Origin of the sequence: Capnocytophaga leadbetteri, from assembly GCF_003054025.1 — a bacterium.
Lineage (GTDB): Bacteria > Bacteroidota > Bacteroidia > Flavobacteriales > Flavobacteriaceae > Capnocytophaga > Capnocytophaga leadbetteri.
The window spans coordinates 47,142-61,635 of record NZ_QBKG01000012.1; the positions used below are offsets into that span (position 1 = coordinate 47,142).

The following is a 14,494-nucleotide window of genomic DNA, read 5'->3' on the forward strand; positions in this document are numbered from 1 at the left end:
TTTGGTTGATGGGAGGATTGGGAAGGCTGAGAGGTGTGCGATGGAGATAGTATATTTTTCTGGTTTTGGGAGGATAATTAGATGTTTATTTTTCGGTGAGCTTTCGCCTATCCTTCGCTCATCCTAAAGGGTAGGTATATTCTTTGTAAAGGGAAGCTATAGGAGATATTTTTTCTAAAAAAAATTAGCAAATTAGTAAATTGAAAATTCTCCAATTTACTAATTTGCTAATTCAGTAATTTGTTGTTTTTATTCGTTATTCGCTGGGTACTAATATTGTTTCACCACTTTCGGTCTCGTACATTACACCCAAGCGTTTTCCTTTTTTCTGAGGCGATGAGGCATCGGGGGTAGCCCCTTGTACCGTTTTGTATTTGGTGATTTTCTGTCCTTCGCGCCTAAGTATCTCCATATCATCTCCTTTTTTCTTTACTATCGTGAAGTCTTCGCCCGAAAAGAAATCTTGCATATTGAGGTTCATCACCATCGAAACCATTAGCGCTACAGCAAATACCATCGCTACATCGAATAGGTTTACCACTACGCTTAGTGGGTCGGCATCATCCTCTTTTAGGTGTGATTGGCGGCGGTTTGTTTTCATTGTTTTAGATTTTTGGTTAATACACTACTTACATAGTCTAATTGGTTGATTTCTTTGCTGTACCAACGTTGTTTAAACTGCAGGGTTACAAGACCTACTAAGCTGATTACCAACCCTACTACTGTGGTAGCAAACACTACTTGCATATTGCTAGCCATCTTTGATATATCGCCAGTAGATAAGCCTGTAAGCGCCGGACTCATAGCAATAAGGGTACCAATAAGCCCTAATACAGGGCCTACCTTAGCCAATAGCTTAGAGGTAGCTATATCTTTCTCGGCTTCGTTTTCGAAGTTAGAAATCATATAATTATAATACGCCTCATCAGGGGTGTGGTGAACGAAGTCGCGCAGGTATTGTATGTATAAGGCATTGTCGCGCTCGGGCAACAAGTCTTTGAACTGCGCTACCGTATCGGGGGTGAGGTTTCTGATAGCCTCGTTGAGGAGTCTATCGTTTTTGTACTTAGTGATGAAGCGGTTGTAAAAACTGCCTACTAATAGCAGCGCTCGTACGAAGAGCACCAATAGTACAATAATGTCGGGTATCAGCAAGCTATCGGATACCAAAAATAAGATTTGTGAAATTTCACTCATAATTTTAACGTGTTAATTTGCTAATTTATCAATTGGCTAATCAGTGACAACTAAGGACTTAATTAGCTCTATTTGTTTATTTGTTTGTTCGTATCCGTACTGGTAGGCGCGCTCAAGCATTTTGGTATCGAGCACCCCTATATTGCTCAGGTTGTGAAAGAATACGTGGTCGCATTTCTTAAACTTACGACTGTAATTGCCGTCCATCGCTATGCTGTAAATGCGCTGCATAAAGTGAAGGGAGCTGGTCAATTCGTTTTCGGTTATCACCTCGAGCGGGTTTATAAAACTACCTATAATGACCTCGCAGTGTTTTCTGACGGGTTCTATAGGCAAATTGTCTAACAGACCTCCATCAGAATAAAGCCCATCACCTATCTTTACAGGCGAAAAATAGGGAGGTAATGCCGAAGAAGCTATCAGTGGCTGTATTAGTTCGCCCTTGGTAAAGTACTCCACTTTACCGGTCAGCAGGTTGGTCGCCGCTACTGACAAGGGAATGCGTAGGTCTTCAAAAGTCGGGTATTTGAAATACTTCTGAAAGAACTTCGTGTATTTGCCGCTATCTACTAAGCCTATTTTCTTAAAGGTGAGCATCGACCACTTAAAGACGGGCGTCTTCTTGAAGAAATCGAGCATCTGTTCTGGAGCTACCCCGCAAGCGTACAGCCCCCCAACGAGAGCCCCGCCGCTTGTACCCGAAATAATAGACGGTTGTATACCATTTTCGTCTAACGCTTTCAGAAGTCCCGCGTGTGCTAAAGCCCGCACGCCCCCTCCTGAAAATACCAAACCAAGTTTTTTCATAAGAGACAAATTATCTGATTAACAAATAGGCTAACATCGCACTGATGTAGGCTATTCCGGTCATAAAAAGCCATTGTATGCTTGTCCACTTCCAGCTGTTAGTCTCTTTGCGAACGATAGCTACGGTGCTAAGGCACTGCATCGCAAAGGCATAGTACAACAAAAGCGATATACCTGTACCGAGGGTGTAGACTGGTGTGCCATCGGGGCGCAATTCGCTGCGCATCTTGGCTAAAATAGTGCGTTCGCCCTCTGCTTCTTCAATATCTAAATCGCCCCCTAAACTATAGACTGACGATAGCGTGCTGATGAACACCTCGCGCGCTGCAAATGAGGCTACTACCCCTATGCTTATCTTCCAATCATACCCTAACGGACGAAATACAGGCTCTATACCCTTGCCGATATACCCCAAAAAGGAATATTCTAACTTTTCTGACTCTATATAGTGTGTCTTTTGGTCGTCATCCCATTGTTGTTCTTGTGCTAATGTATCGGCAGTAGCTTCGATGTTGCGGTAGTGCTCGCCCACTCCGTGCGAACCTAAGAACCACAAGAGAATAGAGATTGCTAAGATATACTTACCCGCCCCCATTACAAAGCCTTTGGTTTTCTCATACACCGTAATACCGACATTGCGCCACATAGGCACTTTATAATCAGGCATTTCGGCTATAAAGAAACTCTTGTACTTTGATACTTTTAGGACTTTATCGAAAATAAAAGCTGACAGCAGTGCCATTGCAAAGCCTAAGAAATACATAGCAAAAAACGTCCACGCCTTATAGCTTATCCACATAAAATCACCTTCTGGAATTACCAAATTGATGATGATAAGATACACCGGCAATCGCGCCGAACAGGTGATAAAAGGGGTAACGAGTATAGTGATGAGTCGCTCTTTCCAGTTCTCTATATTGCGGGCTATCATCACCGCTGGTATCGCACAGGCAGCCCCCGAAATCAGTGGCACTACGCTCTTGCCATTCAGCCCAAAACGGCGCATAATATTATCCATCAGAAATACCACCCTACTCATATAACCACTCTCTTCTAAGAGCGAAATGAAAGTGAAAAGAATAGCAATTTGCGGCACAAACACTACGATACCCGAAATACCGCTCAGTATCCCTTTGGTGAGCAGGTCAGTCAGTGCCCCTTCAGGCAATACACGCTCGCAGAAACTGATAAGATGGTCAAAACCTGCTTCTATGGCATCCATAGGGTAACTCGACCAAGTGAATACAGCTTGAAAAATAACTAATAGGATAAGGGTAAAGATAACGTAGCCCAACACAGGGTGAATGAGCAGTCGGTCGAGGCGAGCCCGCAGCGTTTGTGCTTTGTGCTGGTCTACCACATAACATTTCTTAAGCGTCTCATTGATGCATTGATAACGAATAATCGTCTCTTTTTGCTTCATTCGGCGTATTTCGCTCTCTGTTTTGGTATTTTTTACCTCTGTAAGGTCATTTTCTTTATAATTCTCGATGATGTAAGTATTATGCGAAATGATAAGCCATAGCTTGTAGGTATTTTCATTAGGAAAAAGAGAAAATAAATGGTCAAAATACGCCTTATCAAGTCGTTCTACTGCTACACAGGGTGCTACAGGCAGCTGTTCATAGGCTTTAATGGCTTTCTTAAGCGCCTCTATACCCTCGCCTGTACGGGTGCTCGTAAGTACTACTTTAGTATTGAGCGATTGCTCTAAGGCCTCAATATCTATGCTAATACCCTTGTGCTGCATCTGGTCAGCCATATTGATAACCAACAGAGTAGGCAGCTGCAAGTCTTTTATTTGGGTAAAAATAAGCAAATTCTGCTTTAGGTTATTCACATCGCAGACTACCACCACCACATCAGGGAAGTACTCCCCTTTGCGGTCGAGCAATATATTCACTGCTACGCGTTCGTCTTCAGAGCTGGCATTTAGGCTATAGGTGCCTGGTAGGTCGATAATATGCGCTTTGCAATCATCACACAATCGCGATTGTCCGATTTTCTTTTCTACCGTTATCCCTGGGTAGTTGCCTACTTTCTGATTGAGCCCTGTCAGTGCGTTGAACAGCGAGGTCTTCCCCGTATTGGGGTTACCTATAAGAGCTACTTTTATTGAAGATTTTGCCAATGTTACTTATTATTAGTAGTTAGTTGTATCAGTGCCGCCATATCTTTTCTAATAGAAAGATATGCCTCATTCATACGTATATAGATAGGGTCGCCGAGGGTCGCTTTCTGCAGCACCTCTACTTCACTGCCTACAAAACAACCTAATTCGATAAGTTTGAGCGGGATTTTATCTACATCAAAACTGCTGATAATGCCCCTCTCTCCTTTTTTGAGTTGCGCAATAGTACACGCTTCCATAAATATATCTTTTTATTTAGAATGATTTTGCGCGCAAAGATAAAAAATAATTAACAATTCACAATCCTCTATTCAGAATTATTTTTGCCGTTTTTTCAGTAGCAGATAAGTTGCCCCTCCTAATACTACCGCAGCGGTAATAGCTAATACCATACTCCCTACCAAATACTGTAGCAGATTGCTCTTTACGTAGTCCATATTTATCTCTCCTTCAGGCAATACTTGTCCGCCTGTTATAAAGGCTCCAATTTTTAGCGAGGCGAGTATCAATACAGGTATCATAGGGGGGATGCTAATGTTAGAACAGATAAAAGCGAGTGTTTTATTCAATCGGAAGAAGACTGCTAAAGCGATGGTAAGCACGGTTTGCAAGCCCCAAAAAGGAGCTATGCCAAAGAAAACCCCTAAGGCTACCGAACAGGCTTTCACTTCTTTGCTACTATCGCTTTCTAATATATTTTCTTTTACAAACTGTTTAAAACTTTTTTGGCGCGCCTCGCGGAAGAAGTTGCGAGGCTTGATGTACAAAAAGGTGAGTACTACCAACACGCTATTGAGGATACTGATGCGAGTAAAATCACGGAAAGGTCGGAAGTGCGAGACTCTCTCTGCAGGGTCGTAAAGCACCCTGATAGGCACTGGCTTAACGGCTATACCACGCCAGCTACTGCGCACTAATATTTCTATCTCAAATTCAAATTTTCGGGTATAATATTTCTTCGGAATAAAATGCAGTGGATATAGGCGGTACCCCGACTGCGTATCGGGTAAGGCTACCCCTGTCTCTAATCGGAACCAGAAGTTAGAAAAGCGATGCCCAAAACTGCTTTTTTTAGGCACTCCCTCTTGCTGCATATCTCTGTTGCCTACTAATAGTACAGGCGACTCTTCAGCAGCCAGAGCCTCTATAAATACAGGAATATCGTCAGGATAGTGTTGCCCATCAGAGTCTAATGTCAGGGCGTAGTCATAGCCCATAGCGCGTGCTTGCTCAAAACCTGTTTGCAGGGCTTTGCCTTTACCCTGATTTTTAGGCAGCGTAATAGTGGTTACGGAGGGGTAGTGACTTAGAATAGCGGCTGTATCATCGGTAGAACCGTCATTTACCACCAACACCCCGTAGGGATAACGCAATACACCCTCAAGCACTCGCCTAAGGGTTTTAGCATTGTTATAGCTAGGGATTATAATACAGACATTATGCTTCTCCACGATATTCTTTTATCATTTTTTTCACAATATCCAAATCTATAGTATCGTATTCTGACTTGTCATAAATAGAAACAAAGGCTACAGAAGTAGCCTCTTCACTATCTATTTCAACTAATACTTCGTGCGTAATAACTCTCGCCCCACCTCTTTTTCCTTTATTTTTAGAGGTGATGTTAAGTCTGATTTTCCTAATGCCTTCCCCCAATGAAACGCCTATTTCTGGATTATTCTCTATCTCTTCTTTTAGTGCTTCAAAATCTTTTTTTAAGCTCTTATATTTCTTAGATAAAGCTTTTAATTCTTTACCAAACGAAGGAAGGTAACCAAATTTATATTTCATTGAGCAAATCTTCTAAATTACCTAACTTTATTTTCGCCTCTCTCGCATCTTTAAGTTCATCTAAAGCTGTAAAAAGTTTTTTCTTAAACTTTTTCTGCTGTAAATGCTTCCTATCTTCATTGCTCTTAATATTTGTAATCTCTATAAAATCAAGTGATTTTATAAAGTTTAAAAAGGCATCTACTTTAGGTTGCTGTGTGTTGATATTTATAGTGAGTTCCATTTTTTATATCTCTTTATTGTTTTATTTGGGACAAAAGTACAGAAAAAAGCTAAAAGCACAAAACTTTCTTGCTTATAGGTTGAAGTAATTGCTAGTTATCAATACTCTCCGTGATTACAGTCTTCATTTCTCCTTCAGCGACGAGCTCTCCGCCAGAGGTAGTCCGTACTTTTACGAGGGTAACCCCCATAAATTCCTGAATAATACTCAGCTCGGTAATGAGGGTAGCCCCTACTTCGGGCAGGACGTATATATTCATCCGCTTAATAGACCCTATATAACCCATAGGCGCGGGCTGATGTTGCAGATAGTAATAATACCCTTTGTGCAGGGCAATGCTTTGTGCTATATGTTCTACCACCCCTGCCTCTTGTAGCTGTCCGTTTTGCACAAAAAGATTATCAGCAGCAATTGTAAGCCCTGCGGCTCCAGTAGTAGCCGTATAGCTTAGCAAGGCATCTACCATTACCATTGGCGGACGCTGCGGAATAAGGCTTATAACAGACGGTAAATCGGTAATAGGGGGTGTCATCATCTTTACTTTTTTTAAAAAAAATCCCAGAAATCAAAATAATTAAACCATTGCAAAGGGTATTGCTGTAGCATTTGCTCCATATTGTCAGTGTATGTCGAAAGCAATCCTGCGGCATCAGGGGTTACAGGGTGGGCTATACGGGCGTAAAGGTGGTAGTGCAGATGTTTCTCTTTCATCACATATACAAAAACCACTGGCACTTTCTTCTTAGCGGCAATCAGAAAAGGACCTGCCGGAAAAGAGGCTTCGGCTCCTAAAAAAGGGGCTTTAAGCGCACGCGTGCCTTGCAAATAGCGGTCTCCAGTGAAGCATACTATTTTATTAGTGCCCAATGCCTCGTTAATTTTAAAAATATGCGACATATCTTCTGCTATCACTATATACTGATGCGAAGGTTTCTTCTGCGAAATACTTTGTATGTAATCCTTAATCACCGAGCGCTCCATATCGGCAATAACAGTACTAATTTGCAATTCGAGGTCTATCTTCCTAAAGAAAGGCTCTGCTATTTCAAAATTGCCAATATGTGCCGAAATGAGTATCGCGCTCTGCCGATTAGCTAAGAGTTCTTTTAGGTGCTCAACACCGTCAAAAGTATAAGTATACTTCTCTTCAAGGCCTGCTAAAATAGCTATTTTATCGATGATAGTTTGTCCAAAAGTAAAGTAACTGAGGTAAAGAGAGCAAAAGGCTTTAGGGGCACTATACCCCAACCGATGCCTAAAATAATAGTACATAAAGCGGTTAGACTGCCATTCAGTAAGGAAGTAATACAAGGCGACGAAAACAAGTAACGAATAAGCAGCGTAAATGCCCAAGTGTTTCATCAAGAAAACAAAGATACGGTAGCCTAGTACCGTACCTTTTGATTTTCCTTGCCATTTAGTAGGGTTATTGTGCATTAACTTTATTGGCTAAAGTAGTGTAGAAATCTTCAAAAGTAACAATTTCTTTAAAGTCTGCTTCTACAAGCTTGACCCCAAATTCTTGTTCGATAATCACCACCAAATCTACGTAGTCAAGGCTGTCTAAGCCTAAACCCTCGCGAAAATTAGCCTCAGGACTAATCGCAGTGCTTTCTACTTCAAATTCTTCTACAAATATACGGGTAGTAATTTCAATAATTTCTTGTCTGCTCATTCTTAAGTATTTTGTTTTATTATTCGCTCTTTATCTTCTCCCAAGTGTCTTTTAGCCCTACTGTTTTGTTAAACACTAGTTTTTCAGCGGTACTGTCAGGGTCTACGCAGAAGTAGCCAAGACGCTGAAACTGAAGCGTCTCACCTGCCTTAGCGGTAGTTAAGCTGGGCTCTACATAGGCAGTTACTACTTTTAGCGACTCAGGGTTTATATAATTCAGAAAACTATCTTCTTGACGGTCAGGCTCTGGTACCGTGAAAAGGCGGTCGTATAGGCGTGCTTCAGCAGCTACTGCGTGGGCTATCGATACCCAGTGCAGGGTGCCTTTCACTTTGCGCATACTTGCTTCGGTACCACTACCACTGCGGCTGTCTGGGTCGTAAGTACAGTGTATTTCAGTAATATTACCCTCTGCATCTTTCACTACGCTTTCAGCTTTGATGATGTAGGCGTTCTTTAGGCGCACTTCACCTCCTAACTTCAGCCTAAAGTACTTTTTATCAGCTTCTTCGCGGAAGTCATCGCGCTCTATGTATAACTCTCTGCCAAAAGGTACTTTGCGATAGGTCATAGGGGTTACTTCAGGGTTGTTTTCAGCCTCTAACCACTCTTCTTGCCCTTCGGGGTAGTTAGTAATCACTACCTTTACGGGGTCGAGTACTGCCATTACGCGATTAGCTTTCTTGTTGAGGTCTTCGCGTACGCAAAACTCTAATAGCGATACATCTATCAGGTTTTCGCGCTTAGCAATACCGATAGTATCGGCAAATTTGCGTATAGACTCAGGGGTATAGCCACGTCGGCGCAAACCCGAAATAGTAGGCATACGCGGGTCGTCCCAGCCTGCTACATAGTTTTCGGTCACCAATTGCAACAGCTTGCGTTTGCTAACAATGGTGTGACTCAAATTCCTACGTGCAAACTCGCGTTGTTTAGGGCGAGTACGAGTACTATCGTACACTTGGTCTAAGAACCAATCGTACAGCTCTCTGTGAGGCAAAAACTCAAGCGTACAGAGCGAATGCGATATTTGTTCTAAGTAGTCGCTTTCGCCGTGTGCCCAGTCATACATAGGGTAAATGTGCCACTTATCGCCCGTGCGGTGGTGCGAAGCATTCATTATACGATAGATGATAGGGTCGCGCATCAACATATTAGCCGATGCCATATCTATCTTAGCGCGAAGCACATAAGTACCGTTAGCGAACTCGCCATTCTTCATACGCTCAAAAAGAGCAAGGTTTTCTTCAGGCGAAGTATTTCTATACGGACTATCGGTGCCTGCTACCGTAGGGGTACCTTTTTGGGCAGCTATCTCTTCAGAGGTTTGCTTATCTACGTATGCCTTACCTTGTTTGATGAGCATTACAGCCCAATCATATAGCTCTTGAAAGTAGTCAGAAGCATAGCATTCCTTATCCCACTGAAAGCCAAGCCACTGTACATCGCGACGGATAGCATCTACATACTCCTGTTCCTCTTTGCTGGGGTTCGTATCATCAAAGCGTAGGTTTACAGGGGCATTATAGCGCAAGCCTAACCCAAAGTTAAGGCATATAGAGCTCGCGTGCCCCAAATGTAGGTAGCCATTGGGTTCTGGTGGAAATCGAAAGCGCAAAGCATTCGCCGGAAAACCTGCCGCAAGGTCTTCTTCTATGATATTTTCGATAAAATTATTAGCGCGTGGTTCTTTTATTTCTTCAGCCATTGTATTTAATTATGAGTTTTGAGTTATTAATTCTGAATTATTTAAATATTGCCCTATACAGGTCGCTACCGTTAGCGTAAAGCAATAGCGATACTAAGAGTACAAAACCTACCATTTGGGCGTATTCTAGTACTTTCTGACTGGGGGCTTTGCCGGTCACCATTTCGTATAGTAGAAATACTACGTGTCCCCCATCGAGGGCTGGGATAGGCAATATATTCATAAAAGCTAAAGCTATCGATAAGAAAGCGGTGATATGCCAGAAAGCTAACCAATTCCACTTTTCAGGGAAGAGCTTGCCTATACTGCCAAAACCTCCTACCTCGCTCGCTCCTTTTTTGGTGAATACGAACTTAAATTGCGCTACATAGTCGCGAAGTACATTGTAGCCATAGCCTATACCGTGGGCAAACGCCTCTCCTAAGCCGTAATCTTTATGAGTGATTTGTATTTTACTATCTACTTGGGCAGCCATTACTCCTATTTTGCGCCCTTCGGTAGGCATCACCTTCAGCTGTAGGTCAGTGCCATTGCGCTCTACATCTATGAGCAGCGGACTCCCCTGCGGCACTAAGTTCATCGCAGGGATAAGGTCAGAGTAGTAATAAATAGGCTCGCCGTTTACGCTCTTTATCTTATCGCCTTTCTGCATTCCTGCTTGAGCTGCTGGCATATTAGGTAGCACCGAGTCGATAACAGGCGCTATTTTCAGGGTGAAAGGCGAAGTCTCACCGCGCAAGAAAAGCATTTTGCCTATCGAGTCAGGTAGCGAGAGGTGACGTATAGCCCCATCGCTGCCTTTTACAGTCAGCTGACTAACATCGCGAAGCAAGATATACTTGCTAATGTCGCTGACATTCTCCAAAGGCTTGCCGTTTATTTCGGTCACTACATCGCCGTTCTGAAAACCGTACTGGCGCATAGTGCGCGATACCGCAAACCCTTCTTTGATGCCTTCTGGCTTTAGCTGGTCTTGCCCCCACACGAAGAGTATCATCGAGTAGATGAAAAAGCCTAAGAGTAAGTTTACCGTTACCCCCCCTATCATTATAATAAGGCGTTGCCAAGCGGGTTTTGAGCGGAACTCCCACGGCTGAGCGGGCTGAGCCATTTGCTCTTTATCCATACTCTCGTCTATCATTCCCGCTATTTTCACGTAGCCACCAAGGGGCAGCCAGCCTATACCGTATACGGTCTCGCCTATTTTCTTCTTAAAAAGGGCAAACTTCACATCAAAGAATAAGAAAAACTTCTCTACTCTTGTTTTGAATAGTTTTGCCGGAATAAAGTGTCCTAACTCGTGTAGAACAACCAAAATTGAAAGACTCAGAATCAGCTGAGCCGCCTTTATCAGAAATATATCCATTATTTAGTCCTTGAATTATTTATCTCTTCAGTCCTTAGTTTGTGAGTTCGTTAGTCCTTAGTTCGTTAGTCCTTAGTTCAGCGTCGCTTTCTAACGACTAACGACTAATCTCTAACGACTTGTTTTATTCGCCAATTGCCCACAGGCAGCGTCTATATCTTTGCCGCGCGAGTGGCGTACAGTCACCGTTATGCCTGCCTCTTCAAGCATCGTTTGGTAGAGGGTGAGCGCGCGACTGTCAGCCTGCTGAAACTGCCCATCATCTATAGGGTTATACTCTATCAAATTCACTTTAGAGGGCGCAAACTTACAGAATTTTATAAGGGCTTCCACGTCTTTGCGCTGGTCGTTAATACCTTTCCACACCACATACTCGTAAGTAATGCGGTTTTTAGTCTTTTGGTACCAATACTGCAATGCCTCGCGGAGTTCCGATAGTGGGAATTGTTCATTAAAAGGCATAATGCTAGTGCGCACGCTATCTATGGCTGAGTGTAGCGATACTGCCAATTTAAATTTCACCTCATCATCTGCCATCTTCTTTATGAGTTTAGGCACCCCCGAAGTAGAGAGGGTGATGCGCTTAGCCGACATTCCTAACCCTTCAGCTGAAGTGATTTTATCAATGGCTTTTAGCACATTGTTATAGTTCATCAGCGGCTCGCCCATCCCCATAAATACAATGTTAGAGAGCGGTCTGCCAAAGAAAGCCTTGCTTTGCTCATCTATCACCCGCACTTGGTCGAATATCTCATCGGGTAGCAGGTTGCGCATACGCTTTAGCCTTGCCGTGGCACAAAACGAACAGTTAAGGCTACACCCCACCTGACTCGATACGCAGGCGGTAGTACGTGTGTCAGTAGGTATCAATACCGACTCTACTAACAGCCCATCGTGTAGGCGCACTGCATTTTTGATAGTACCATCGTCGCTGCGCTGCATCACATCTACTTTGATGTGGTTGATAACGAAGTGCTTATCAAGCATCTCGCGGGTAGCTTTGGGCAGATTGGTCATCGCCTCAAACGAATGCACCCCTTTCTGCCATAGCCATTCGTACACTTGGTTGCCACGAAAGGCTTGGTCGCCGTTTTCTTCAAAAATACGCCTTAGCTCCTCTTTAGTGAAAGCTCTTATATCTCGTTTGCTCTGATTCATAACTGGGGGCAAAGGTACAAAATAATTGACAATGGGCAAATTTACTAATTTGCTAATTCTCTTTTAGTTCGTATTTTGTTACACTCTGCTGATTGCCTGCCTTATACTCTACTTCTTTGCTGAGTTGCCCTGCCTCAGTATAGTATTTCCATACGCCTTCTTTCTGATTATTAGCGTATTGCCCTGCTACTGACACCTCTCCTGAGGGGTAATATTCTTTATAAGCCCCCTCTTTTCTACCTTCTTTAAAATTGACTTCTTTCTCGAGTACCCCTTTAAGCGAATAGTACTTCCACAAACCTTTTTCATAGCCTTTGTCGTATTCACCAGAGGTGAGTAGCTTACCTCTCTCATTATATGCCAAATACTTACCGTCAGGTTCACGATTGCTAAAATGTTTTTCAAACTTCAGTTGCCCATTGGGGTAATACTCTTTTTCGTAGTTTATGTAGTCATTTTCATAACTACCCTCTTTGGTAAGGATACCCAAATCGTCATAGCGTTTAAAATCACCGTGATATTTATCGCCTTTATAGTGCTTCGTTTCATAGAGCTTGCCGTTGTCGTGATAACTATTTCTCACCGAAGTCCCATCGCCTTTATAGTCGCGAGTTTCTATCAGCCTACCTGTGTCTAATTTCTTTTCCCATTTGCCAGCAGGAGCATCGTTTTTATAATACTCCGTAGAGGTCATTTTTATACCACTGCGTCTATCCCAAAGCGAGGTGCGCCAGTGCTTCCCTTCCTTTTTGCCCAACTTATAGTGCTCTATAACCACTACTTTGCCGTCATCATCATACTCTTTCCACTCGCCGTCTAACTTTCCATTCTTATAAGTCCCCTCTTTTGAAGGTTTACCTGACGAATATTCTATAAATTTACCCTCTAACTCGCCATTTTTATAGTTCATTTCATACCTTATAGCTCCATAAGGTGCGTATTCTTTATAAAATCCGTTCTGTATACCGTCTTCTATAATACCCTCTTTTTTCACGTTGCCATTAGGGTAATATTCTCTGGTAAGACCTGCCACCTTACCGTTTTTAAAAGTTACTTCCATATTGATAGAGCCCTTGCGGTCGTAGTATTTAGCCACACCGTTAAGCTTGCCATCGGCAAAAGTAGCCTCGTAATATTCCCCCATACCTTGGGCTATTTTATAGCTACCATTTAGGGGCGAACCATCTGCCCTAAGAGAAAAGACACTTTCCAAGCCATACTTTTTCTCTATAATATCATCTTCAGTAATGAGTTTTTGAGCCCAACTCATCTGAAAGAACAACAAGAATACTACACAATATTTCATATTTTTTATTATTTATTATTGCTTATTTTTGAAGCTGTTTAAACTTTTTCCTATAATAAAATAAAAGTTCCCAAAAATTAGTAATTTTGTGTTTGAGAAAAAAACACCAAAATTCAGGAACTTTAGGCAAAGATACAATAAATAATTGGATTATTACCTTTTTAAGTGTAAAAAAGAAGATTTAGTTTTAATAATGAAGAGTAACCAGATGTTTATTTTCTTGATATAACTTAGATTGGAATGCTCTTATTAGGGTTTATATCCAAGTTCCTCAAAAAAAGTTTAAACAGGTTTTGTCACGTCCCACCTGTCCCACTCGTCCCACCTGTCCCACTCGTCCCACCTGTTCCACTCGTCCCACCTGTTCCACTCGTCCCACCTGTTCCACTCGTCTCACTCGTCCGACCTTGTCACGTCCTAAAAATGGTTTACAGTTATTTTGTCAGTTTAATTTATATAAAGTTAGATGTCATTGAAATCATTGAACGTGAAAAGGAACGCATTGCCAACGACCCTGAGCTGAGGCATTTGGTGGGGAGGGAGGGGGAAGTAACAAGTTAATTATATTTATGGTATTCGATTCTATCTATAAGCCAATAATAAAAATATAATTCTAACAGCCATAATATTAAACTAATTAATAAGAGTTTGTTTACCGACTTCTTTAAAATACTAAAAAGAAAATATAGAGGATATATAATATTTGCTATTATGAAAAGAGATGCAAATATAAAAAAAATATTTCAGATTGCGAATATAGTGCCCAAATCATAAAAATAGGATAGATAATAAGGCACAAAAACAAAAATAAATCAAGTTTATACTTTTTAGTCTTCATCTATAGTAGTTGTTTTGATTTTGAGTCAAATATAACCTTTTTATGCCCTTCTTATGGAGGTCTCTAAGGTGGTCTTGGCAAGGTCGCGCTTCTCTATCAGTGCCTTGAAGTCTATGGGAGTTTTGTAGTAAGTGCCTTTCATTTATCTTATAACTTCTAATTCTTTTTTACCTTTTGGGCGATATAAATATATAGGGAAAATTCTTACTTTTTTTCTATTTTCCTCTTCATATCTTCCTACTAGTACAGGCTCTCCTTTACAACGAGGACATTTCATTGCTGTAAATAATAATG

Annotated in this window: 16 protein-coding genes; all 16 read right to left on the bottom strand. The window is 41.9% G+C overall.

Translation table 11 applies throughout. The features are described 5' to 3' along the window. Positions 1 to 256: 256 nt before the first annotated feature. The 16 genes from C8P65_RS09250 to C8P65_RS12375 all read right to left on the bottom strand — a co-directional run bounded on the left by C8P65_RS09250 (position 257) and on the right by C8P65_RS12375 (position 13,759). Positions 257 to 601 (bottom strand): DUF2149 domain-containing protein, encoded by a 345-nt coding sequence (locus tag C8P65_RS09250; protein WP_009390989.1) that lies wholly within the window; start codon positions 599 to 601, stop codon positions 257 to 259. Then, complete coding sequence (locus C8P65_RS09255; RefSeq protein WP_009390988.1) at positions 598 to 1,197, bottom strand: MotA/TolQ/ExbB proton channel family protein; 600 nt, start codon at positions 1,195 to 1,197, stop codon at positions 598 to 600. The genes C8P65_RS09250 and C8P65_RS09255 overlap by 4 nt, the downstream gene beginning before the upstream one ends. A 36-nt stretch (positions 1,198 to 1,233) precedes the next feature. Further along, positions 1,234 to 2,004 carry a patatin-like phospholipase family protein gene (locus C8P65_RS09260; protein WP_107782556.1) on the bottom strand — a complete coding sequence of 257 codons (771 nt, stop codon included), beginning with the start codon at positions 2,002 to 2,004 and terminating at the stop codon, positions 1,234 to 1,236. Positions 2,005 to 2,014: 10 nt separating this feature from the next. After that, the gene (feoB, locus tag C8P65_RS09265) at positions 2,015 to 4,135 is read right to left on the bottom strand and encodes a ferrous iron transport protein B (RefSeq protein ID WP_107782557.1); all 2,121 of its coding nucleotides are present in this window, start codon (positions 4,133 to 4,135) and stop codon (positions 2,015 to 2,017) included. 2 nt (positions 4,136 to 4,137) lie between these two features. After that, positions 4,138 to 4,374, bottom strand: a complete 237-nt coding sequence (locus tag C8P65_RS09270) for a FeoA family protein (RefSeq protein WP_009390982.1) — start codon at positions 4,372 to 4,374, stop codon at positions 4,138 to 4,140. A 78-nt stretch (positions 4,375 to 4,452) separates the two neighbouring features. Further along, positions 4,453 to 5,586, bottom strand: coding sequence for a DUF2062 domain-containing protein (locus C8P65_RS09275; RefSeq protein WP_107782558.1), 1,134 nt, complete (start codon positions 5,584 to 5,586; stop codon positions 4,453 to 4,455). Next, a complete protein-coding gene (locus C8P65_RS09280; protein WP_009390979.1) occupies positions 5,573 to 5,926 on the bottom strand; it encodes a hypothetical protein in 354 nt (117 codons plus the stop codon). The genes C8P65_RS09275 and C8P65_RS09280 overlap by 14 nt, the downstream gene beginning before the upstream one ends. Continuing rightward, positions 5,916 to 6,149, bottom strand: a complete 234-nt coding sequence (locus tag C8P65_RS09285; RefSeq protein ID WP_107782559.1) for a hypothetical protein — start codon at positions 6,147 to 6,149, stop codon at positions 5,916 to 5,918. The genes C8P65_RS09280 and C8P65_RS09285 overlap by 11 nt, the downstream gene beginning before the upstream one ends. Positions 6,150 to 6,240: 91 nt before the next feature. Beyond that, positions 6,241 to 6,681 (bottom strand): hotdog family protein, encoded by a 441-nt coding sequence (locus C8P65_RS09290; RefSeq protein WP_107782560.1) that lies wholly within the window; start codon positions 6,679 to 6,681, stop codon positions 6,241 to 6,243. A 14-nt stretch (positions 6,682 to 6,695) separates the two neighbouring features. Continuing rightward, entirely contained in the window at positions 6,696 to 7,586 is an 891-nt protein-coding gene (locus C8P65_RS09295) for a lysophospholipid acyltransferase family protein (RefSeq protein ID WP_107782561.1), read from the bottom strand. Next, the gene (locus C8P65_RS09300) at positions 7,576 to 7,824 is read right to left on the bottom strand and encodes an acyl carrier protein (protein ID WP_107782562.1); all 249 of its coding nucleotides are present in this window, start codon (positions 7,822 to 7,824) and stop codon (positions 7,576 to 7,578) included. Before C8P65_RS09300 ends, C8P65_RS09295 begins: the two co-directional genes overlap by 11 nt. A 19-nt stretch (positions 7,825 to 7,843) precedes the next feature. Next, positions 7,844 to 9,532, bottom strand: coding sequence for a glutamine--tRNA ligase/YqeY domain fusion protein (locus C8P65_RS09305; protein WP_107782563.1), 1,689 nt, complete (start codon positions 9,530 to 9,532; stop codon positions 7,844 to 7,846). A gap of 37 nt (positions 9,533 to 9,569) precedes the next feature. Beyond that, positions 9,570 to 10,898, bottom strand: a complete 1,329-nt coding sequence (gene rseP / locus C8P65_RS09310; protein WP_107782564.1) for an RIP metalloprotease RseP — start codon at positions 10,896 to 10,898, stop codon at positions 9,570 to 9,572. A 111-nt stretch (positions 10,899 to 11,009) separates the two neighbouring features. Next, positions 11,010 to 12,056 carry a dual-specificity RNA methyltransferase RlmN gene (gene rlmN, locus C8P65_RS09315; RefSeq protein ID WP_107782565.1) on the bottom strand — a complete coding sequence of 349 codons (1,047 nt, stop codon included), beginning with the start codon at positions 12,054 to 12,056 and terminating at the stop codon, positions 11,010 to 11,012. Between the two features lie 52 nt (positions 12,057 to 12,108). Beyond that, the gene (locus C8P65_RS09320) at positions 12,109 to 13,362 is read right to left on the bottom strand and encodes a toxin-antitoxin system YwqK family antitoxin (RefSeq protein ID WP_107782566.1); all 1,254 of its coding nucleotides are present in this window, start codon (positions 13,360 to 13,362) and stop codon (positions 12,109 to 12,111) included. Between the two features lie 271 nt (positions 13,363 to 13,633). Further along, positions 13,634 to 13,759, bottom strand: a complete 126-nt coding sequence (locus C8P65_RS12375; protein WP_281260416.1) for a hypothetical protein — start codon at positions 13,757 to 13,759, stop codon at positions 13,634 to 13,636. Positions 13,760 to 14,494: the final 735 nt, after the last annotated feature.